At 49.8% G+C, this 18,887-nt stretch carries 25 protein-coding genes; 15 read left to right on the top strand and 10 right to left on the bottom strand.

Features of this window, described 5'->3' with window-relative positions; genetic code table 11:
• Positions 1 to 257 precede the first annotated feature (257 nt).
• Positions 258 to 1,070, top strand: coding sequence for a C39 family peptidase (locus AC5JLP_RS17410; protein ID WP_496069197.1), 813 nt, complete (start codon positions 258 to 260; stop codon positions 1,068 to 1,070).
• A 253-nt stretch (positions 1,071 to 1,323) separates the two neighbouring features.
• On the opposite strand, the gene AC5JLP_RS17405 is transcribed toward AC5JLP_RS17410, so the two are convergent.
• Positions 1,324 to 1,686: a hypothetical protein gene (locus AC5JLP_RS17405; protein WP_496069196.1), complete on the bottom strand. Its 363-nt coding sequence runs from the start codon at positions 1,684 to 1,686 to the stop codon at positions 1,324 to 1,326.
• 927 nt (positions 1,687 to 2,613) lie between these two features.
• Here AC5JLP_RS17405 and AC5JLP_RS17400 point away from each other — a divergent pair.
• The 3 genes from AC5JLP_RS17400 (at position 2,614) to AC5JLP_RS17390 (ending at position 3,842) form a co-directional block, all read left to right on the top strand.
• A complete protein-coding gene (locus tag AC5JLP_RS17400; RefSeq protein WP_496069195.1) occupies positions 2,614 to 2,838 on the top strand; it encodes a YybH family protein in 225 nt (74 codons plus the stop codon).
• 315 nt (positions 2,839 to 3,153) lie between these two features.
• The gene (locus AC5JLP_RS17395) at positions 3,154 to 3,585 is read left to right on the top strand and encodes a nuclear transport factor 2 family protein (protein WP_496069194.1); all 432 of its coding nucleotides are present in this window, start codon (positions 3,154 to 3,156) and stop codon (positions 3,583 to 3,585) included.
• On the top strand, positions 3,582 to 3,842 hold the full coding sequence (locus AC5JLP_RS17390; protein WP_496069193.1) for a muconolactone Delta-isomerase family protein: 261 nt from the start codon (positions 3,582 to 3,584) through the stop codon (positions 3,840 to 3,842). Before AC5JLP_RS17395 ends, AC5JLP_RS17390 begins: the two co-directional genes overlap by 4 nt.
• Before the next feature lie 58 nt (positions 3,843 to 3,900).
• On the opposite strand, the gene AC5JLP_RS17385 is transcribed toward AC5JLP_RS17390, so the two are convergent.
• Positions 3,901 to 4,662: a helix-turn-helix transcriptional regulator gene (locus AC5JLP_RS17385; RefSeq protein WP_496069192.1), complete on the bottom strand. Its 762-nt coding sequence runs from the start codon at positions 4,660 to 4,662 to the stop codon at positions 3,901 to 3,903.
• 229 nt (positions 4,663 to 4,891) lie between these two features.
• Here AC5JLP_RS17385 and AC5JLP_RS17380 point away from each other — a divergent pair, with 229 nt between their 5' ends.
• The 3 genes from AC5JLP_RS17380 to AC5JLP_RS17370 are packed head-to-tail and all read left to right on the top strand — an operon-like array spanning position 4,892 to position 5,369.
• Positions 4,892 to 5,017, top strand: a complete 126-nt coding sequence (locus AC5JLP_RS17380) for a hypothetical protein (RefSeq protein ID WP_496069191.1) — start codon at positions 4,892 to 4,894, stop codon at positions 5,015 to 5,017.
• A complete protein-coding gene (locus AC5JLP_RS17375) occupies positions 5,017 to 5,187 on the top strand; it encodes a hypothetical protein (RefSeq protein ID WP_496069190.1) in 171 nt (56 codons plus the stop codon). Before AC5JLP_RS17380 ends, AC5JLP_RS17375 begins: the two co-directional genes overlap by 1 nt.
• A complete protein-coding gene (locus tag AC5JLP_RS17370) occupies positions 5,184 to 5,369 on the top strand; it encodes a hypothetical protein (protein WP_496069189.1) in 186 nt (61 codons plus the stop codon). Before AC5JLP_RS17375 ends, AC5JLP_RS17370 begins: the two co-directional genes overlap by 4 nt.
• Positions 5,370 to 5,429: 60 nt before the next feature.
• Here the strand turns inward: AC5JLP_RS17370 and AC5JLP_RS17365 are convergent, their stop codons facing one another.
• Complete coding sequence (locus AC5JLP_RS17365; RefSeq protein ID WP_496069188.1) at positions 5,430 to 5,912, bottom strand: hypothetical protein; 483 nt, start codon at positions 5,910 to 5,912, stop codon at positions 5,430 to 5,432.
• A 207-nt stretch (positions 5,913 to 6,119) separates the two neighbouring features.
• On the opposite strand from AC5JLP_RS17365, the gene AC5JLP_RS17360 reads away from it, so the two are divergent.
• Positions 6,120 to 6,437: a hypothetical protein gene (locus tag AC5JLP_RS17360; protein WP_496069187.1), complete on the top strand. Its 318-nt coding sequence runs from the start codon at positions 6,120 to 6,122 to the stop codon at positions 6,435 to 6,437.
• On the opposite strand, the gene AC5JLP_RS17355 is transcribed toward AC5JLP_RS17360, so the two are convergent.
• Positions 6,408 to 6,656, bottom strand: coding sequence for a transposase (locus tag AC5JLP_RS17355; protein WP_496069186.1), 249 nt, complete (start codon positions 6,654 to 6,656; stop codon positions 6,408 to 6,410). The genes AC5JLP_RS17360 and AC5JLP_RS17355 overlap by 30 nt on opposite strands.
• 4 nt (positions 6,657 to 6,660) lie before the next feature.
• The gene (locus tag AC5JLP_RS17350; RefSeq protein ID WP_496069185.1) at positions 6,661 to 6,816 is read right to left on the bottom strand and encodes a hypothetical protein; all 156 of its coding nucleotides are present in this window, start codon (positions 6,814 to 6,816) and stop codon (positions 6,661 to 6,663) included.
• A 178-nt stretch (positions 6,817 to 6,994) separates the two neighbouring features.
• Here AC5JLP_RS17350 and AC5JLP_RS17345 point away from each other — a divergent pair, with 178 nt between their 5' ends.
• On the top strand, positions 6,995 to 8,506 hold the full coding sequence (locus AC5JLP_RS17345; RefSeq protein ID WP_496069184.1) for a GMC oxidoreductase: 1,512 nt from the start codon (positions 6,995 to 6,997) through the stop codon (positions 8,504 to 8,506).
• Positions 8,507 to 8,647: 141 nt separating this feature from the next.
• Here AC5JLP_RS17345 and AC5JLP_RS17340 read toward each other — a convergent pair whose 3' ends face one another.
• The 3 genes from AC5JLP_RS17340 to apcA all read right to left on the bottom strand — a co-directional run bounded on the left by AC5JLP_RS17340 (position 8,648) and on the right by apcA (position 10,185).
• Entirely contained in the window at positions 8,648 to 8,851 is a 204-nt protein-coding gene (locus AC5JLP_RS17340) for a rod-capping linker protein CpcD domain-containing protein (protein WP_496069183.1), read from the bottom strand.
• Positions 8,852 to 9,151: 300 nt separating this feature from the next.
• Positions 9,152 to 9,640, bottom strand: a complete 489-nt coding sequence (gene apcB / locus AC5JLP_RS17335) for an allophycocyanin subunit beta (protein ID WP_496069182.1) — start codon at positions 9,638 to 9,640, stop codon at positions 9,152 to 9,154.
• A gap of 59 nt (positions 9,641 to 9,699) precedes the next feature.
• Positions 9,700 to 10,185 carry an allophycocyanin subunit alpha gene (apcA, locus tag AC5JLP_RS17330; protein ID WP_496069181.1) on the bottom strand — a complete coding sequence of 162 codons (486 nt, stop codon included), beginning with the start codon at positions 10,183 to 10,185 and terminating at the stop codon, positions 9,700 to 9,702.
• A gap of 295 nt (positions 10,186 to 10,480) precedes the next feature.
• Here apcA and cbiB point away from each other — a divergent pair, with 295 nt between their 5' ends.
• Positions 10,481 to 11,464, top strand: coding sequence for an adenosylcobinamide-phosphate synthase CbiB (gene cbiB, locus AC5JLP_RS17325; RefSeq protein ID WP_496069180.1), 984 nt, complete (start codon positions 10,481 to 10,483; stop codon positions 11,462 to 11,464).
• A gap of 100 nt (positions 11,465 to 11,564) precedes the next feature.
• Here cbiB and AC5JLP_RS17320 read toward each other — a convergent pair whose 3' ends face one another.
• Positions 11,565 to 13,109, bottom strand: coding sequence for a pentapeptide repeat-containing protein (locus AC5JLP_RS17320; protein WP_496069179.1), 1,545 nt, complete (start codon positions 13,107 to 13,109; stop codon positions 11,565 to 11,567).
• A gap of 377 nt (positions 13,110 to 13,486) precedes the next feature.
• On the opposite strand from AC5JLP_RS17320, the gene AC5JLP_RS17315 reads away from it, so the two are divergent.
• A complete protein-coding gene (locus AC5JLP_RS17315; protein ID WP_496069178.1) occupies positions 13,487 to 14,326 on the top strand; it encodes a prephenate/arogenate dehydrogenase in 840 nt (279 codons plus the stop codon).
• 217 nt (positions 14,327 to 14,543) lie between these two features.
• The gene (locus tag AC5JLP_RS17310; protein ID WP_496069177.1) at positions 14,544 to 14,762 is read left to right on the top strand and encodes a hypervirulence associated TUDOR domain-containing protein; all 219 of its coding nucleotides are present in this window, start codon (positions 14,544 to 14,546) and stop codon (positions 14,760 to 14,762) included.
• A 150-nt stretch (positions 14,763 to 14,912) separates the two neighbouring features.
• Here the strand turns inward: AC5JLP_RS17310 and AC5JLP_RS17305 are convergent, their stop codons facing one another.
• The gene (locus tag AC5JLP_RS17305; RefSeq protein WP_496069176.1) at positions 14,913 to 15,860 is read right to left on the bottom strand and encodes an extracellular catalytic domain type 1 short-chain-length polyhydroxyalkanoate depolymerase; all 948 of its coding nucleotides are present in this window, start codon (positions 15,858 to 15,860) and stop codon (positions 14,913 to 14,915) included.
• A gap of 314 nt (positions 15,861 to 16,174) precedes the next feature.
• Here AC5JLP_RS17305 and AC5JLP_RS17300 point away from each other — a divergent pair, with 314 nt between their 5' ends.
• The 3 genes from AC5JLP_RS17300 (at position 16,175) to mltA (ending at position 18,827) form a co-directional block, all read left to right on the top strand.
• The gene (locus AC5JLP_RS17300) at positions 16,175 to 16,939 is read left to right on the top strand and encodes a hypothetical protein (protein WP_496069175.1); all 765 of its coding nucleotides are present in this window, start codon (positions 16,175 to 16,177) and stop codon (positions 16,937 to 16,939) included.
• A 291-nt stretch (positions 16,940 to 17,230) separates the two neighbouring features.
• Complete coding sequence (locus tag AC5JLP_RS17295) at positions 17,231 to 17,578, top strand: hypothetical protein (RefSeq protein WP_496069174.1); 348 nt, start codon at positions 17,231 to 17,233, stop codon at positions 17,576 to 17,578.
• 7 nt (positions 17,579 to 17,585) lie between these two features.
• Positions 17,586 to 18,827, top strand: a complete 1,242-nt coding sequence (gene mltA / locus AC5JLP_RS17290; RefSeq protein ID WP_496069173.1) for a murein transglycosylase A — start codon at positions 17,586 to 17,588, stop codon at positions 18,825 to 18,827.
• Positions 18,828 to 18,887: the final 60 nt, after the last annotated feature.

The raw sequence follows: 18,887 nt of genomic DNA, 5'->3' as shown, positions 1-18,887 counted from the left end.
CTGGGGTCGAGATGCGCGATCGAGTGCCCTCTACAGTTCTCTTTACCTTTCCTTGGAGTTGTATGATGAGGCAGCACTATTTGATCATCGCAAAGATTGATCATGGCAAGGAAAACGATCGCGATTGCGGCGATCTGCTCCATGTCTATGGGTCACACCTGAAGCGTGCTGACGAGCTAGTGTGCAGCTAGCGATACCATCGATACAGTAGACCGTAGACCGTTCGATGCTTTCATTTTGCTGAGGGGGCATTGTTGATGAGACTCAAAGTTGTTCAAAGCACGGTATTCAAGCAATCGGCGGGCGATTCTGCAAAACTCCTTGCTAAAGATAAAGTCGCGGTTGCGGCAGAGACGGTTTTTAAGCTAAGCTCCTGGAAATTTGTTGAAAATGATCATCTTAAGGTTGCCATTTTAGGGGAGTTTCTGGGCGACCCACCCAGGAATACCTGGTTTGTCTACGGCTATCATGTACAGTTGATTGACAGTCAGGGAAAGGTTGTCTATAGCAAGCCAATGCCACCCTCAAAACCACCCGCAGGCACATTGCCTGCCAGCAAGAATCTCAACATTCCCTACAAAAGTCAGCTCGATAACGCTGTTAACCCGACTGGAGCTTGCAATGTCACCAGTTTCTCGATGGTGATGGCGTATTTTCGGATTAAACAGCGCACTAGTGCCGCTCAATTTGAAGACGAACTGTATCGGTATATGGATGCGAGCGGCTTAAGCCGTCATGATCCAGATGACCTCGCCAAGATGGCAAAAGCCTATGGCGTGCAGGACAATCTCACGCTGCGGGGAAGCTTAGTAGACATTCGTAAGGCGATCGCCGAGGGTCGTCCCTGCATTGTCCACGGCTACTTCACCAGTTTTGGTCACATTGTGGTCATTCGTGGCTACAACCAGAGCGGCTTCTATGTAAATGACCCCTACGGCGAATGGACAGCATCGGGCTATCTCACCGATCGCTCTGGGCAAAACCTCTTCTATTCCAATAGCCTGATTCAAAGCAAATGTAGCCCTGAAGGGTCTGATTATATCTGGCTGCATCGGCTGTCTAAACTCTAACGACTGATTGCATGCTCAGCACCTTTGGCCGTCGAAACTCTTGGACGGAAATGTGCGAACGGCACGCAAGACGGCGATCGCTTGGGGTGATACGCGATCGTCTTCTTAGGAGATTTTCGAGAAAGAATCTACCACGCGGTAGGGGCAGGTTTTGCCCGCGTCATTGCCTGTACCCAGTGACTTTAGTGTCAAACCTGCCCCTACGGGTATTTTGTTTGATAGAAATTTCCGTACAACCGTGCAGGCGATCAGCTCAACTGGCAATTTTCTCGCCTGCCTTGCGAACAGGTCGCTTCCGCTGGCTTTTGCGAACACCTCCTGCCATTTCATATTCAGCACTATCTTTGCCATACTCAAAGGCAACACCTAACAGCATCTTCTCCGACAGTGCCATTAAGGACTTTTCGGCTTCTAGCATCGCGGCACGGTCTGCATCTAACAGGGACAGCGTTGTATTGTAGGCTGCTACCCGTTGACGAGTGGCCTCAATCTGTTCTGAGAAAGCCTTAATGGTGAGCCCCTTGCCCAAATCAAGCGCTGGATTAATGGATTTCAAGCCTGCGATCCGACGCTCGGCTTTATCGACACTGGTTGAACTGCGCTTTAAGCGTGCCATAAATAGTCCTCATCATGGGTAAGGTGATAACGCCAGAATGCCCACCAGCAAACAACCTCAACCATATTTTTTCTAGCAAAATTACGGATCTTTGAACGCTTGAGGCTCCACTGCATCCGTGAATTTATCGATTGGTCGCTTTTGAATGATTGCAATCGACTAATGCACACTCAAGATCAAGAAACCTGGACTAAATATGGCAAACACAAACCTGAAATCAAGAAACGCTTACTTAAGTTAAGCAATACTTATATAAAATCAAGAAAACCGAACTTAAGATCGAGAAATGCTTATCGAATCTTGAGAAATGGGTACATGTTCTAAGAGTTTTCAATGTGCGAACGCTTGGCTTGTCCATGAAGCGGGCAATCGAGCTTGTAGCTATTAAAGGGGAATGAGGAGCAGACCTCGTTACACTCCAAAAAACCTTAAGTTTTAAGTTTTATCTTTTGTGCAAAGTTAGTATGCGGACAAGTTGCAGCCTAGTGACCTCGATCGGGCTTTTAGACTGTAAAGTTTCAGCCTAATCACCCAAATTAAGGATCTTAAACTGCAAGAGCCTGTCCAAATGCCCTAACCAGGGTAGGTGGGCAGATGGAGTCTATCTAATAACAAGTTGTCTTGCTCTGCATTGAGGTATTGCGCTTGTACTGAAGGCGATCGCATTCTTCCCCATGTTAAGCAAAAAGTGTTCTGTAATCAGTGACTACCAGTAAAAATATTGAACTTTGCTCGAAGGGAAGCTTATAAGTTCATAGCCGATTTGTTCAAGCCTGACGCTTACTGCCAGTGTTATTGTGTTTGAGCGCACTCAAAGTTGATTTACCCCCTCTAACTACCAGAGTTCAGAGTGCGAACACTTTGAGAAGAATCATATTCCATTGCCTTAAATTACATGCTGAAGCAGTGAGTCAGGCATATGAACTTATGAACCATTACAAGCAAGACATTCTAGAAATCAAAGCAATCATGCAATCTTTTGCAGATGCCTGGAACACTTATGGCGCAATGCGATTAGCAGAGTTATTCACAGAGGATGCGGATTGTGTCAACATTGCAGGGCGGTGGTGGAAAGGTCGAACTGAACTAAAGCAGGGACATGCCAACGTTTTTGGTAGTCATCTGGAAAAACACTCGCATGAGTTTTCCTGATACCACCGTCAAATTTCTCAAACATGATTTGGTAATCTGCCACAGCAGTTGGAAAATGAGTGGACTCACTCGTCTTGATGGAACCAGTCTGCCAACAAAACATGGAGTTTTGACTGCGATCTCTTTGAGATACCCGCAAGGGGTCACTCAGCAACAACATGGGCAGTGGCAACTGATTGCTGTGCATAACACTGAGACTTTACCCAGAAGTGGATAATAGCCGCTTTGTTCAAGATTGGCGATCGTGACCAGTGTTAACGTACTCAGGGACTCTCAATGAGTCGAGTTCAGTGATATGAAGAAGTGAGGTCAAATATGGAATTGACGGCGTTAGATAAGCTCGAAATCATGGAGCTAGCGGCACGGTTTGAAATGTCGCTGGACAAGGAAGATGTTGAGAATTACCTCGCAACCTTTGCTGAAGAGGGTGCTTTGCAGGGCTTCTGGGGAATTGCAAAAGGGAAAGAAGAACTGCGCCAGGGCTTCTATGCCATGTTAGATACCTTTGCACGGGGAAAACGGCACTGTAGCTCGAATGCCCTCATTCAAGGAAATTCTGACGAAGCAACAATGGAGTCGTATCTGACCGTCGTTAATCGAGAAGATTTGAAGCGGGGAGGGAGTGCCTTTGTCAAAGATCAAGTCAGGAAAATTGATGGTCAGTGGTATCTAGTTTTACGTCAGATTGAGGTTGATCCGAGTTTGCCACTGCTACAACTGTCTCAACAAGCTGGAGCAACCGCATGAATCGCTACATGGTCGAGGTGACTATATCGGGTGTTGATCCGAATCAGTTTGAGACACTTGCTGCTAAAGAACAAGAAGTCGTCGCTGAATTAACCCAAACAGGATTTATTGAGCAAATCTATGTTCAAAATGACCTAGCTGGGGCCTATCTCATAGTAAAAGAACGTGATGAATCTTATGTGAGGGAGCAGTTCAACAGGTTTCCCCTGTCTCCTTATATGACGCTGAAACTGGTTCAGCTTCAAACTCAAAGCTGACCGTTGTTCTTGCGTATACGAATGAGCCAAGTATAGTCACTTTGTGCTGTAGCTTGGCTCATAAACCAAAAACCTGAAGGAACTGACCATACTTTAGAAGTAAAGAGGGAGAAACCCCAAACATGCGTCTGAAAGTTCGTGTGAAATGGGCATGATCTGTAAAACCTGCTTGATACGCAGCATCGGACAAAGCCGTATCTGACTTTAGCATTGCTCTTAAAGCAACTTTCACGCGAACCCATAAAATATATTTCGTTAATGGAATGCCAACTTGCGCTGTGAACAAATGGCGGAGCCGACTTTCAGATAAGCTAACATGTCTGGCAATATCGATAACTTTAATAGTCCTGCTAATGTATTGATTGATAAAATCGATCGCAATGAGTAATCGTTCATCGAATGGAGTTATATTCCTTTGTTCATAAGTGAGTTTATGAATAAGATACAGGGGATCAAATTCATGCTGAGGATTGTCACAGTACCGCCAATAAAAGTTTGAAAATTCATCAATCGCTTCAGCAGAAAAGAGTTCATCAAGCAAAATAAATGTTCGTTCTGATAATTGTGACTTCAGCAAACGACCTTTTGCAGAGGTTGCATCGACGCTAATCACTAACACCGTAGAATCGGCAGACTGACAAGCATGAGGAATATCTGAATCAATCAAAAATCCTCTCACAAATTTAATAGGTTGATTATCTAGTACTGCATTGTAGGGTTTATCCAAACTCACAACAAGCTGAACCGCATGATGGTGATGCATTTCTACAGCAATGTTCTTAGCAAGAATGACTAAGGTATCTTTGTGGTGATCAAGCATCAGTTGGTTCTTGTGAGCCTCTACCTAATTTTACAGCAGCCGATCTTGTAGGGTGCGTTGTTGCAAAGCAAACCATCTTTATCATCTGAGTACGATCGCCGATCTTGTAGGTTGGGTTGAGAAACGAAACCCAACAACTTCTTGTTTGCTCACCTTCGTTGCTTTCGCGATCGCCCCTACATTGCTCAGGGTTAAGCTGTAGAGACAACGTTGAAATGAGGTCAAGCCGATGACTGTTCAACTCCCCCGCTACAGCAAAGAAGAATTTGCTCGACGTGGCGATGAGATTTATGAGAATCAGGTGTGCCAACAGGTTGAGGAAGGCAATCATGGCAAGATAGTGGCGATTTGCTAATGCAACACTACGTGAACGACATCGAAACTGGGGATTCTGAAGTAGATAAGAGCGAGATTGCTGCCTGCGATCGCCTTGAAGCCCGTCACCCCGATGCCCAAATTTGGATTGTTCGCATTGGCTCTCGCCATGTTTGTAGATTCGGCGGACGCAGCCGGAGACCTGCATGATTAACGGCTTGGTCAATGCCGAATTTGAACCCATTATTCCATTATCCATTCGTCGCGCTGATGGCAAAGTCTTTACGCAAGATGCGATCGTTGATACAGGATTCAATAGTTGGCTTTCTTTGCCTCCCTACTTGATTGCTGAGTTGAACCTGAAAGTTCTATGGCGATCGCCAGTTTATTAAAGAAGACAGAACGAATGTGAAATGCTTTAACTACTAAGATAATCTTTTACTTCTGATAGCTTAGTCAGACAAATCTAGGAACTGACGAATTTGCTTAGCAATAGGTTCGTATGCTTGTTTATCAGGATTATTTGTAACTTCTCGTAACTGTAAAATTTTTCCCGAAGTCGAGACGAGGTTAATGACATAGTGAGTCATGCGATCGCTGTCCTCTTCTGCATCAACCTGAATTGATTGAATGTCCTGTAACCGCCATTCAATTACTTTAGGGTACAGAATCGTTTTGTGCTCTGATCGAACAACTCCTATCATTTTGTCAAACGTGTAGACCGTCCACAAAGGAACCGTAAGAAGAGTTATCAAGAGAACCGCACCTCCTAACAGCAACAAACCTGCTCCCCAAAGGCGTGGAGTCCAGTTGTCGGATATGAGTAGAGACGCACTGGCAATGACTAGCAATAAACCGATCGAGGAGTTTATTACTACCCACTGTATTCCAATCATTCTGATACGCAGACTGTTAGGCGTTTGTTCTATTTCCATCACTGTTTTGTTGAAACACTATTTCCGGGGTACGTTATTGAGCAGCTTAGTCGAGATGCTTAATAACGAGTGTAAGAGGCTATTTGGAAATATGGAGAAGTCAAAAAAGTTCAAGCAAGGCGACGGAGCATGAGGCGAATCATCGCAATGTGAATGAATGCCTCTGAGGAAGCGGGTAGACGCTCATAATTCATACCGATTTAAAGAATGACGGCTACAGATCAATCGGTGGGTAGGGGCAAGGCAATGCCTTGCCCCTACAGGATGTGTCGCATTTTCAATTCAAATTGGTATCACATTGAACCGACGGCACCAATGCAGCCAACCGTAAGTGCGATCGACTGTTCAGCGCTTAGGCATCAGGACGAAGCCTTTTGCCCCCCTCAAGGTGTAGGGCAACCTCGATCACCCAACGGTAAATATCCGTCACCCACATTAAGAAGACTGCACCGCAAAGCCATCATCAATCCAGATGCAAACCAAGCGAGGCAGGCGCTAGCGTTCCTGGTGCAGCCGTTGCAGTAACTGCTTTGCGCTTTCGCGTTCGGGGATATCGGCAGCCGCCACGCGCACGGCAATCAGCAGTCCCAACGTATCAACCAGGGTAAACCGCTTGCGTCCCTTGATCTTCTTGCCGCCGTCATAGCCAACGGCTTGCTGCACCATGACTGCTGTGGGCACAGTCTGTGCATCAAGGCTAGCCGCACTTGGCGTAGCCGCGTGTCTTCTGCGACTCGTACCCACTGCACTAAATGGTCGTGAATCTGCGCACATACACAATTGCTTGCAGCACTTGCATCAAGTCAACGATGCGGGGTCTACCCGTTTTCGGCTCAGCACTCTGAAGCGCTTGGAACAACTCGAATGGCTCTAATGTCAGTTCGCTGTCGTAGGCTAGAGTCATAACTTTCCGAAGGACTGTTGAAACTTCAATAAATTCAGCCTATAACCCCAGGAAGCTTTTTTCCTTACGGGTACTCCTTACTACTTTTCAAACAGACTCTTATCTTCTGCCTTATCTTTCTACCCTCTGCCTTCTGCCTCCCTCTACCAACCAATATCTACTCAAGCGGAGATCACGAATGATTATTGACGATCAGTATTACGACATCATCATCATTGGTACAGGGGCTGGAGGTGGTACGCTGGCCTATAAACTGGCACCGACCGGGAAAAAAATTCTCATTTTAGAGCGGGGCGATTTTATGCCGCTTGAGGAGCAAAACCGCAGCAATGTGGATGTGTTTCGCAAAGAGCGTTACCATGCACCGGAGCAGTGGTATGACCTTGCAGGCGAACCCTTTTCACCACAGACGAATTACGCTGTGGGGGGCAACACCAAAATCTATGGTGCGTCATTGTTGAGAATGCGAGAACGCGATTTTGAAGCTGTCGAGCACCCAGACGGACTTTCGCCAGAGTGGGGGCTGAAATATCAGGACTTTGAGCCGTATTACACAGAAGCAGAGCAGCTTTACAAAGTGCATGGTTATGCCGCTGGGGACCCCACCGAGCCAACGCACAGCGCCGACTATCCCTTTCCTGCCGTGGCACACGAACCGCAAATTCAGGAAGTGGTGGATGCGATCGCCCAGCAAGGACTTCATCCCGCACCCCTTCCGCTGGGGCTGACGCTACAACAGGATGACCCAACGAATGATGCGGAGGTCAGCGGGATTGCACCCGCGCTCAAATGCCCTAATGTGACGCTTAAAACCAACGCGAAAGCGATGTACCTGCACACTAATGAGTCGGGCAGAGTGGTGAAGGCTGTGCAGGCGGATGTGAATGGTAAGCCCCATTTGTTTTTGGGCGATCTAGTTGTGGTGGCATGTGGCGCGATTAATTCGGCGGCGCTGCTACTGCGATCGGCAAACGAGGTGCACCCCAACGGCATTGCCAATCGTTCCGATCTCGTAGGTCGTCACTTGATGAAGCACCAAATCTCTTCTGTCGTGCAGTTGAGCGCTCCCAACTCCGGCAAATTTCAGCGCAGCGTCAGTGTCAATGATTTTTACTGGGGTGAAAAAGAGTTTCCCTACCCAATGGGCCACATTCAAAATACTGGTGGCTTGCTGCAAGATGTCATTTTTGCCGAATCGCCGCCCCTTCTCTCGGTGTTTGCCAAAGTGCTGCCCAATTTTGGACTCCAACAGTTGGCGACGCGATCGATCGGTTGGTGGGTGCAGACCGAAGATTTGCCCGACCCCAACAATCGAGTGCACATAAACGGAGACAAACTTCATGTGGATTACACGGCTAACAACACCGAGGCGCACGCACGCCTAGTGTACCGTTGGACAGAAGTGCTGAAAACGATCGAAAAATCTGTGAAACAGACCGTTCTCCAACGTAGTGGCATACATCCCAGCGGCGAAGTGCCCCTGTCCGTCGTGGCAAACCAATGTGGTACGTGTCGCTTTGGCACAGACCCCACCACCTCTGTACTGGATCTCCATTGCCGTGCCCATGAGGTAGATAACCTCTACGTTGTCGATGGCAGCTTCTTTCCATCCAATGCGGGGGTGAGTCCAGCGTTGACGATCATTGCCAATGCGCTACGGGTTGGAGAGCATTTAATCGATCGCCTATAAGCACCCTGAACTCACCGACCCATCCAATTTCATAAACAACTGCCCCAATGCTGCGTTGAGCAATGGGGCAAAAATCTAAATCAATACTGTCGTGACATCTGCGTAGCGTAGTGCCAGAGCCAACGTCAACAGTCAGGTGGGTTAAGCCAAACCTGTGTTTGCTCCGGGCTTACCCGTTGCTAATTCAACCTTAATGATGGTGCCGCCTTGCTTTTGAATGCGTTGCTGCTCACGAAACCAGTTATCGTAAGGCACTAGCTTTGTGAAATAGGTGTTTTGCAGTTCCCGCTGCGTCCGAATGCGAGTCTGACTGGGAACACAAGCAGTAATTTTAAAGAAGCGCATAGGAATGATTTCTCCAGTAAGGGCGTAACAAAGGGAAGAAATTTTGGATCTGAACAGAATTCAGTTTGGGAAGGTTGTTTAGCCGCTCTTACCGCTACAGTGCCGAAAAGCGCGATCCCTAGCGTAGAGTGCGTTCCAAGGTTAGGCAAGTTTGGAAGTCAGAAGCCAATGTTAGACCGTTAAAACAAAACGCGAATGGCGGTAGCCTTTGACAAGCTAGCACTCACTCCAGACTTCCAAACCTACAAAAAGTGATCGGCTATTTAGAATGACAATTCAAAAATAGCTGTCAGCTTAGCTCTAGCTCAGGCCAGAGGAGATGTAGTCGAGGTAAACACCGAGCTCTTTACCAGCATCAGAACCGACTAAACCAGCCGCAACTTCTTTGATCGCCTGGATTGCTTGAATGGTTGCAGCAACAGGAACGCCCAAGGAGTTGTAGGTTTCTTTCAAACCGTTGAGCACGCGCTCATCCAGGATGGAAGGATCGCCAGCAAGCATTGCATAGGTTGCATAGCGCAGGTAGTAGTCGAGGTCGCGGATGCAAGCAGCATAGCGACGAGTGGTGTACATGTTGCCACCGGGACGGGTGATATCCGAGTACAGCAAGGACTTAGCAACAGCTTCTTTGACGATCGCCGCAGCATTAGCGCTCACAGTAGTCGCTGCACGAACGCGCAGTTCACCAGTGCTGAAGTAAGCTTTCAGCTTTTCGAGGGAAGCGGTGTCCAGATATTTGCCCTGAACGTCGGCGGAATTAATAACGGAAGTGATTGCGTCTTGTGCCATGATTTTGGGTCCTCAGAGTTTCGTAATCTTCAAATACTTAGCAGTTGCAGAAACAATGATTACTGCAAAGCGCCAATGACGTAGTCGAAATAAGCACCAGCTTCAGCCGCATCTTCACCAGAAAGGAGAGAGCTAGCAACACTCTTAAGGCCACGAACACCTTCGCCAACTGCTGCGATGGGGGTTCCCAGAGAAGAGTACATTTCACGCACACCAACGACACCGATTTCTTCGATCGGGGTGACATCACCAGCGACAATACCGTAGGTTACAAGACGTAGGTAGTAGTCGAGGTCACGCAAGCAGGTTGCGGTCATTTCTTCGCCATACGCGTTACCACCTGGGGAAACAACGTCGGGGCGCTTTTGAAACAACTGGTCGCCAGCTTGCTTGATGATGCGCTCGCGGGATTCGGTCAGCGTTTGAGCGATCCGCAGTCTCCGTTCGCCGGTGCTGACGAAGTTCTTGATGCGGTCAAGTTCGCCAGGACCGAGATAACGCGCTTCAGCATCTGCATTCACGATCGATTTCGTGACAATACTCATTGATGGATTCCTCCAGAAGAATGTAACCGATGATGTTACGGGTCGTGTGTTAAAGGAGTATCGGGGCACTATAACGCTACACCGACGTTGACCTGTACCGTCAAGCATTCAATCCGCCTTAGCATTCAGAACTTGTAGACAAGCTGAAGCTGAGGCTGCTGAGAACTTGGTTGGCACAGGTGCTTTAGACTCAGTTCCCTTCCGTAGTTAATTTTGCGGCATCACGTTCCCTGTCCCTGATGCTGTGTAATAGTTTGTAATATTATCCTCATGTTTAGCCAGGAGCTGCGATCGTGTGCTCTATAGCACGTTTTACGACACTGCAAGTATTCTAATTCTGGCGATCGCACTAGATTATTTGGTGGGCGACCCTAAAGGATGGTGGCATCCTGTGCAAGGTATGGGCTGGGTCATCGCCTCTGTGTCTCAATTTGCATTCCAATCCGCAAAGACACCCTTGGCTCTCCGGTGCGCTGGAACGCTGTTGAGTAGCGGCGTGATTGTGGGTAGTGGCTTAGCAGGCTGGCTGCTGGTGGCGATCGCCAAACATCTGCATCCAATACTTGGCACCGTTGTTGCTAGCATGCTCCTGGCAAGCTGTTTTGCGGCTCGAAGTCTCCGAGAGGCCGCTTTCGATGTGTTGAGTTCCTTAAAAGCAGACGCGTTAGATGAGGCTCGTTTTCGCCTAAGCCAGTACGTGGGTCGCGATACCGATCGCCTGACTGAACCAGACATTCTACGCGCTGTATTTGAAACGGTCACAGAAAACGCGACAGATGGCGTGCTTGCGCCCTTGTTCTATGCGCTATTAGGAGTTGTACTGCCCAGTGTGGGCAGCGTGCCGCTGGCACTGGCATACAAAGCAGCCAGTACGCTGGATTCGATGGTGGGCTACCGCGAAGCCCCCTATACCGACTTAGGCTGGTTCAGCGCGAAAACCGAGGATGCTTTGACCTGGGTGCCCTGTCGTTTAACGGTGCTGACGATCGCCCTCCTCTCCCGCAGACCACGCCACGTCTGGCAACTGTGCCAACGCGATGCGCCCCAAGACCCCAGCCCCAACTCCGGTTGGAGCGAATGTGCGTATGCGGCGGCGCTAGACGTGCAAGTTGGTGGTATTAACTGGTATCGAGGCGTTGCGAAACCTAAACCGCTACTGGGCGATGCAGTACAGCCCATCACTGCGAATATCATTGATCGCGCCCTTCAACTCACCCACTGGAGCGTTTTGCTCTGGCTGACAGTCTTTTTGTGTGCCCTTGGTGCCTGGCAAAGGTGAGAAAAGAGCGTTTTGAGCTTAAATGCCCTGAGCCTTCAGCGGTCAGTTCTTACGTTCTGCCCTTTGCCTTCTGCCGTCTCTCCCCCTGCTTCCCCTGCCCCTAACTCCCGCCATGAAAGCCCTGAATGAAGTTAACCAGGCTGATTAACGGTGGCAGGTGGGTTGCCGAGGGAGGAGGCACGATCGGGGCCACAGTTGGATCGAGATTTGCCATCACGCGTTTCCCAAACAAAGGATGGCTGTACAGCGGCAACGTTTGATTGCTGGAGTTCACCAATACCGTTTTGGTCGGCGCTTGAAAAAAGGGAATCTTGGCAAGGGTTTGCAAAGATGTGTCTGAAAGTTTGAACTCGTTGACTTGCGCGATCGTCATTGAAAGGGCTGTTTTGAGTGGTGGGAACCATTCTGCGGTACCAAATCGCTGTTCCATCTCTGGTGACAGCAGCAACTTGACGAGAGCGATCGTTCGTTGGTTTACCTCAGTTGCATCTTTAAACGGAAACAGGGCAATGCAACACATTGCAAACAGTTGCTCATCGCGGCTCAGCTCAAACGCTAGCGTGGTGCGACGACGACCCACCTGAATATTGGGGGGATTTACATCCAAATGATAGTGTTGCCCCGTCTGGCGATAGGTCACGGCTAGGGCGTAGTGCGCATCTTGATTTAACACCTCATCAATCATCAGACGCACAGTTGGCGGTGCCGCATGAAAAAACGCCGCATCATCAGAGAACCGATAAATCTTGCTCTGGTCACCGATCGGGCTGAGATCAACCCAATCGCAGATAATGCCGTCCGTTTTAATGCCAAAGCGAGGCACGTCGTAGAGTTTTGCGCCAGTTAGCGTCGCGCCACTTAAGTCTGCGCCTACCCAATCGGCACCAATCAGGTTCGCCCGCGTGAGATCGACATGCACTAAGGTAGTGCCAATCAGGTTAGCGTTGCTCAGGTTCGCGCCTGTCATATTCGCCCCGCTGAGCTTAGCACCGCTGAGATCAGCGCCACTCAGATCGGCACCGCTCAGGTCGGCCCACCGCAAGTTTGCGCCACTCAGGTTGACCCCTCGGAGATTTGTACGGCTGAGATTAGACTGCCGCAATTCTGTACTGCTGAGGTCAGCTCCGCTGCAATCGGCGCTGCTGAGATCAGTCCCATGAAGGTTGGCTTCCGCCAGATTTGCCCCGGTAAACACCGTCCATTTCAAATCGGCGCGGCTGAGATTGGCATTTGATAGGTTGGCATTGCGAAGTTTGGCATCTTTAAGATCGGCACCGCTCAAATTGGCATTGCTCAGGTTGGCACTGCTCAGATCTGCTCTGGACATTTCGGCGCGGACGAGAGAGGCTTGGCCTAGCTCAGCGCGAGTCAAATCAGCCAGCGTCAGATTGGCAACGTTGAGAATGGCTTCACTCAAGTTAGCGCTCGTCAGGTTAGCGCCGCTGAGTTTCGCCACATTGAGTTTGGCGCGGTGCAGGTTCGTCTCACTCAAGTTGGCTCCGCTTAAATTTGCCACGCTTAAGTCAGCTCCACTCAGATCTGCATGACTCAGATCCACCCCGCTCAGATTGGCTTCATTCAAGTTGATGCCTGCAAAGGCGCGATCGCCATCGGCATAGCGTTTTAGAACATCCTCAGGTTTCATCCAGGTTACCTTTACAACGCGCTCAGGCTGCTCTAAAGCCATTAGATCATGCATTAAAGTATTTTAGTGTAGCGATAAAGTGATCAGCACGAGCGGGGCGTTTACAGTCCACCCTCTAGATTGCCCGTATGTGGTTCTCAAATTAGCGTGATGGCGCTCCTGATCCAGGCGTGAATGAGCCTGCGTGATCAATTGGTGATCAGGGTAAGCCTCTCTGTGGCGATCGACTACCTGCGGCAGCTTACGATAGGCTACAAGCTTTGAGGTTAAATGGGGCGGCATCGTCGTACCGCAATCTGCTTGGATTGAGAGTGTGGATTCTGATGCAAGCCTGACTCACGGCCCCTTCACTTTTACAAAGGATTTGGGACTGCTAGATGAACATTGGCATTGTTGGGCTGGGGCTGATTGGAGGTTCGCTAGGGCTGGCGTTGCGATCGCACGGTCACACAGTTTTAGGCGTAAGCCGTCAGTCCCACACCTGTCAACGCGCGATCGCACGCGGAGCCGTTGATGATGCTGGCCTCAGTCTTAATTTGATGCAATCTGCTGAAGTGGTGTTTCTCTGTACGCCGTTAGCAGCGATGCAAGCAACTGTTGTTGAGCTAGTGCCACACTTAACTGCTGATACCGTGTTAACCGATGTGGGATCGGTGAAGGGCTGGGTCGTAAAGACGATCGCGCCTCTCTGGTCTAACTTTGTGGGCGGGCATCCAATGGCAGGCACGGCTGAAAGTGGCATTGAGGCAGCCTTACCAGATTTATTTAGCAATGCGCCTTACGTGTTAACGCCGACTGAAACGACACCCGCAGGAGCAGTTCAGCTTGTCGAAGCTTTGGTGCGACCCTTGCAAACCCGGATCTATCGCTGCCGTCCTGATGATCACGATCGCGCCGTTGCCTGGATATCACATCTGCCCGTCATGACCAGTGCCAGCTTGATCGCTGCTTGTATCGGTGAAGCAGATCCAGCCGTTTTAGAGTTGGCCTGTGGTCTTGCCAGTTCTGGCTTTCGAGATACCAGTCGCGTTGGCGGCGGCAATCCCGAACTCGGCCTCATGATGGCACAATACAACCAGGTTGCCCTCATCCGATCGCTCCATGCCTACCGCGATACGCTCAACCAAATGATTGCCCACATTGAGCAATCTGACTGGCGATCGCTGGAAGCGTTGCTGAAGCAGACTCAACAGGCACGACCAGAATTTTTACAGTGAGGATGATAGAAAAGCGCCTCGTTTTGCCTGTCAGCATCGTCTTTAGATCAATTCGCTTGGCCTAACAGCATCACTTTAGGGCCACAGCGGAATCTGTCATCAGAAAGACGTATCTACTCAATCGCTTTTTTACTATCAGAAAAGCTGAAATAGCAGCCATACAAGCGTTTGAGAGTGTACAGGACGCTGGCATTCTTTCATTAAAGGAGTACCGATCATGTCAAAGCAGTTTAAGAAGGGCGATCGTGTGGAGTGGCATTCTTCTGGCGGCACGTCGCGCGGGGTGATTAAAGAGGTCATTACGGAACCGACGGACTTCAAAAATCACCATTTTGACGCATCCAAACAGCAGCCTGAGTATCGGGTTGAAAGTGAGAAGAGCGGCAAGGAAGCCATCCACAAAGCCGAAGCATTGAAGAAGATTGACGAAAAATAGCGCTAATGCTTAGACATTCAACGTTGTAGTAATTCCAATTGGCCGTTCTTGTGTATTTCATCCAGGCACTTAATCAGGGCAAATTTGCAGTGTTATGGTTCCATAACCAACTCGATCGCCCCTGCCAGATCTGCTCCTGATTTCTCCCTTTCATCCCTGCCCTAAGCGGTGGCGCTGAAAGAAACTCCAAATTTCCTCACTACCATTGAGCAGTTGCGATGGCCCCGAACCACCTCTGGGCCATACATGACCAACCCCCTTCAAGGTCACAAGCTCGACTTCTGAGCCACCCTGGCAGTTTGCATAGCGAGCCACTTCGACTCGCCCGCCCGTTAGCTGCTTCACCTGTGCCGATGAGGGACAGCTATTGTGACGCTGCCAAAACTCGATCGTCCCAGGGACAGACAAAATAGAGCCATAGCTCAAATTGCCACCCTGCCAGGGCACTTTGCGATCGTCCGTGCCGTTGATCATCAAAATTGGGGTGGGCACTTGAGGGTTGCAGGAGCCTTGCAACTGACTGGGAAGAGTAGCAACCACAGACGCAAAGGCCGCGATTTGAAAGGACGATTCACACGCAAGCCGCTGCACCAGAAAGCCACCATTCGACACCCCCGCTGCATACACCCGGCGCGAGTCGATCGCTCGAATGCGCTTGATATGGTCGATCAATGCAGGCACAAAGCCCACATCATCAACGCCCGTCAAAAACTTGTTTAGTGGATTCCAACGGCGATCGATGCCATCGGGGTAAACCACTACAAACCCTTTCTGCTCTGCGGTGTCGTTAAAGCCAGAGCCATTTGCCAAGTCTTTACCTTGCGATCCGTAGCCATGAAAAGCCAGCACGAGGGGAAGGGGGCGATCGGGGCGGTACGACTTTGGCGTGTAGAGGTGATACGTCCGTCGCTGCCCCTGATAAACCAGTTCGCCAGTTGCGTCTCCTAGTTTCAATGGTTGAGCCGCAGAAGCCGCATCTGATTGCGGGGATGATGCACGCTGGCTTGATGGTGCTTGGCAAGCAGCCAGCCCAATGGCGATTGCGATCGGCAGTGAAACCAGACGAGCGATCTGCCTCCAACCTATAACTCTGTTCATCACAGCAGGCTCCACTCAGCTTAGACAAGGCAATGCTGCTTTACGGTAAAGCACCGCCATGCAGCATTGCGACCAATCCATATCGGCAGCAAGCTTAACAAAAATTTATAGAGAGCAGGTCTGTCTTTGGATTGATTGTCTAATTTTTAGTACAATTGTATTAATTTAACAAAGGAACCAGATTGGTTAGTGCAAGCGGTTCATCTCTAGATACAATGTGCCCACACGCATGGTTGTGCCCACACGAACGATTGCTCAGACCATAAGGGCTGTAATGCCACTCTTGTTTTAAACTCCATAAGGCGGAACGCAGAATGGCTATTATTGCCCTCAAAGCTTGGTATCTCCAGGAATACGAGCCGATTAAAGAACTAGAGAAGCGTCCCCATGATCTGCGCTTGAGCAAAAATAGCCTCTTGAAATCAGGGCTGCGGGCAGATTTTTTGGAAGATAGCATAGAAGTCAAGCAAGCACTTTGGTTTCAGCGCTACCTCGAAGGGGAAGCTGTCGAGTTCTACATTGAAGGAAGCGGCAGCTATGCGATCGCCAATATTGATCTGCAAAGTCATGAAATCTACTTCTCCAAACAAGATGCCCTGACGCATTTAGAACCCACGATCTTTCTCTGCTACCAAACGGAATATGCCGAATCCAGCGAGTTACTCCGCGATGAACTGCAAGCTTTAGTGGAAAAACTCAACCCCCGATCGCGCTTAACCTTAACACTGGTCGAATCCCATCGCCTTACAGATGGCCCCACACGCTTGAGCAGCAAGATGATGCGATCGATCCGCCAGAGCCTACTGTTTATTGCTGATGGTACGTCGATCGCTTACATCGACAGCACCCCGCCTCAACTGATCCCCAGCCCCAAAGTATGTGTCGAGATGGGTTATGCCTTACAGTGCAAACGCGCTGACCAGATTATCCTCACGCAAATGGAGCGATCTGACCAGCCCGGACAGTTTCCCTTTGATCTCCCCAGCCAACATCGATTAGTTTTCAAAGACAAAGCGCAACTCCACAAAAGCCTACCGCCGCTAGTGCAAACGCAGCTTCAACGGTTCAATCTCTTTTGAGTTAAAGCCGTCAGCGGTCAGCGGTCAGCTTTGAGCCAATCTAGTACATTCAGTTCAATCGTGTCCGGTAACTCATACCGCCGCTGATAAAACTTTCCGTGATCGCCTGTCCCGCTCTGCACTCAAAGTGCGGGCTGACAGCAGGAAGTCCTCTATAGGCTTTGCCTTCCCGAAGGGTAGAGCTGATACCTGACCGCTGATAGCTAAAACCGATTTCTGGGCAATGTTATGTAATCAGCCCAACTGCATTGATAATTGGGAAGGTTCTCACGCGCTTAAGGGAACGAACTTATGACAAACAATTTCAACCAACCACAACCAGGCGATGCTGTCGCTGGGGGAACGCCCAATCAGGGAGCGGCTGCGGGTGAACAACGACGCAGCAAGTATGCTCGCACACCCACCGAATACGCGGTGCACATCTTGATTGATGGCGGACACCGCGAAGAAGTACGGTTTGCCACGATTCAAGAATTTCAGAAGTGGTACAGCAGTGAACTGGTGCCAAAAGCGGCCTCAAATGACTTCATTACTGTGCCCATTAAGAATGTGCAGGGCGAGTATATGGTGCTGCGTCCCGCACGAGTCTTGGGCATTCGCGTTGAACCCGTCTTTAGCTCCAGCGTAGAGCGGTTTTAGTACCAGCATGATGAGGGTAAGGGGAACAACTGCAAGCCGCTGGATCAGCATTGTCTGCGCGGGTACGTTTTGGGCTGCTGGCGTTACGCCAGCAGGATCGCAGAACCAAGCCACGCCTAATCGCTCAGCACAACCATCGCCCTCTACTCCAGCGAAAGCCATCCCTCCCCTGATGCCTTTACCGATCGCACCGTTTCGCCAGTCGGGAAGCATTCCATTTGAGGGTGATCTCAAGACACCAGAGGAGCGTCGATCGCTGCTAAAAGCCATCGACTACAGCCTGCGCTACCTACAAACCGAGCAAGGGATCGCGGCCTATCGTTTATCTCGAACACCTGGCATTACCCGTGAGCGAGTTGTTCGTAGTCTCAAGCGGTTCCGACAGTTGCTGCTCACCACAGCATCTAAAACGGCGTTGCAAGCTGCGATCGAGCGCGAATTTGTGTTTTACCGGGCTGCGGGTAAGGATGGTCAGGGCACTGTTGCGTTTACAGGCTATTTTGAACCTGTTTATGTCGCCAGTCGCCGTCCAACCGCGGACTTTCGCTATCCACTGTTTCGCCAGCCGCCTGCTTTGTCAAGCTGGTCAAAGCCTCACCCTACCCGCCTCCAGCTAGAAGGAGCCAATGGATTACAGTTTCAAAATCGGTGGCTGAAGGGCTTGGAATTGGTATGGCTGCACGATCGCCTGGAAGCATTTCTGATTCAGGTGCAAGGCTCCGCACGCCTGCAACTCACCGATGGCAGTGTCATGACGGTTGGTCATGCTGGCACAACGGACTATCCCTATACGGGCATCGGTCGAGAACTCGTCAAAGCGGGCAAATTTAAGCTCGAAGGCCTGACGCTGCCTCTGCTGATTCAATACCTGACGGATCATCCAGCCGATCGCGACATCTACCTTCCTCGCAATAACCGCTTTGTTTTCTTTAAGGAAACGGGTGGTGCCGCTGCCATTGGCAGTTTGGGCGTACCCGTCACAGCAGAACGGTCGATCGCCACGGACAAAACCCAATTTCCACCCGGTGCTCTAGCGTTGATTCAAACACAGATTCCCAATGCTAATCCAATGGGTCAACTTGCCAAACGCGCAGTCAGCCGCTACGTGCTCGATCAAGATACAGGCGGCGCAATCAAAGGGGCAGGTCGCGTTGATGTGTTTATGGGCACCGGGAAACAAGCAGGCGATCGAGCAGGACTCATCAACGATACAGGGTACCTCTATTACTTGCTTCTGCGATCGAGTTAATTGCCTCTGCGATCGATCACTTGCACCTCAAAGCACTCGCCTCGTTAATCGACAATTGAA

The sequence above is a fragment of the Stenomitos rutilans genome (assembly GCF_059505485.1).
This window is presented reverse-complemented; position numbering and strand designations above follow the sequence as displayed.

What these genes read in the sequence shown, in the direction of transcription:
- AC5JLP_RS17310 (WP_496069177.1), top strand. Translation starts at nt 14,544, where the DNA reads ATGTCAAAGCAGTTTAAGAAGGGCGATCGTGTGGAGTGGCATTCTTCT.
- AC5JLP_RS17370 (WP_496069189.1), top strand. Translation starts at nt 5,184, where the DNA reads ATGATTAACGGCTTGGTCAATGCCGAATTTGAACCCATTATTCCATTA.
- AC5JLP_RS17345 (WP_496069184.1), top strand. Translation starts at nt 6,995, where the DNA reads ATGATTATTGACGATCAGTATTACGACATCATCATCATTGGTACAGGG.
- mltA (WP_496069173.1), top strand. Translation starts at nt 17,586, where the DNA reads ATGATGAGGGTAAGGGGAACAACTGCAAGCCGCTGGATCAGCATTGTC.
- AC5JLP_RS17400 (WP_496069195.1), top strand. Translation starts at nt 2,614, where the DNA reads ATGAACCATTACAAGCAAGACATTCTAGAAATCAAAGCAATCATGCAA.
- AC5JLP_RS17295 (WP_496069174.1), top strand. Translation starts at nt 17,231, where the DNA reads ATGACAAACAATTTCAACCAACCACAACCAGGCGATGCTGTCGCTGGG.
- AC5JLP_RS17395 (WP_496069194.1), top strand. Translation starts at nt 3,154, where the DNA reads ATGGAATTGACGGCGTTAGATAAGCTCGAAATCATGGAGCTAGCGGCA.
- AC5JLP_RS17320 (WP_496069179.1), bottom strand. Translation starts at nt 13,109, where the DNA reads ATGAAACCTGAGGATGTTCTAAAACGCTATGCCGATGGCGATCGCGCC.
- apcA (WP_496069181.1), bottom strand. Translation starts at nt 10,185, where the DNA reads ATGAGTATTGTCACGAAATCGATCGTGAATGCAGATGCTGAAGCGCGT.
- AC5JLP_RS17305 (WP_496069176.1), bottom strand. Translation starts at nt 15,860, where the DNA reads ATGAACAGAGTTATAGGTTGGAGGCAGATCGCTCGTCTGGTTTCACTG.
- AC5JLP_RS17365 (WP_496069188.1), bottom strand. Translation starts at nt 5,912, where the DNA reads ATGGAAATAGAACAAACGCCTAACAGTCTGCGTATCAGAATGATTGGA.
- AC5JLP_RS17300 (WP_496069175.1), top strand. Translation starts at nt 16,175, where the DNA reads ATGGCTATTATTGCCCTCAAAGCTTGGTATCTCCAGGAATACGAGCCG.
- AC5JLP_RS17410 (WP_496069197.1), top strand. Translation starts at nt 258, where the DNA reads ATGAGACTCAAAGTTGTTCAAAGCACGGTATTCAAGCAATCGGCGGGC.
- AC5JLP_RS17390 (WP_496069193.1), top strand. Translation starts at nt 3,582, where the DNA reads ATGAATCGCTACATGGTCGAGGTGACTATATCGGGTGTTGATCCGAAT.
- AC5JLP_RS17385 (WP_496069192.1), bottom strand. Translation starts at nt 4,662, where the DNA reads ATGCTTGATCACCACAAAGATACCTTAGTCATTCTTGCTAAGAACATT.
- AC5JLP_RS17375 (WP_496069190.1), top strand. Translation starts at nt 5,017, where the DNA reads ATGCAACACTACGTGAACGACATCGAAACTGGGGATTCTGAAGTAGAT.
- AC5JLP_RS17350 (WP_496069185.1), bottom strand. Translation starts at nt 6,816, where the DNA reads ATGACTCTAGCCTACGACAGCGAACTGACATTAGAGCCATTCGAGTTG.
- AC5JLP_RS17405 (WP_496069196.1), bottom strand. Translation starts at nt 1,686, where the DNA reads ATGGCACGCTTAAAGCGCAGTTCAACCAGTGTCGATAAAGCCGAGCGT.
- apcB (WP_496069182.1), bottom strand. Translation starts at nt 9,640, where the DNA reads ATGGCACAAGACGCAATCACTTCCGTTATTAATTCCGCCGACGTTCAG.
- AC5JLP_RS17380 (WP_496069191.1), top strand. Translation starts at nt 4,892, where the DNA reads ATGACTGTTCAACTCCCCCGCTACAGCAAAGAAGAATTTGCTCGACGT.
- AC5JLP_RS17360 (WP_496069187.1), top strand. Translation starts at nt 6,120, where the DNA reads ATGACGGCTACAGATCAATCGGTGGGTAGGGGCAAGGCAATGCCTTGC.
- AC5JLP_RS17315 (WP_496069178.1), top strand. Translation starts at nt 13,487, where the DNA reads ATGAACATTGGCATTGTTGGGCTGGGGCTGATTGGAGGTTCGCTAGGG.
- AC5JLP_RS17340 (WP_496069183.1), bottom strand. Translation starts at nt 8,851, where the DNA reads ATGCGCTTCTTTAAAATTACTGCTTGTGTTCCCAGTCAGACTCGCATT.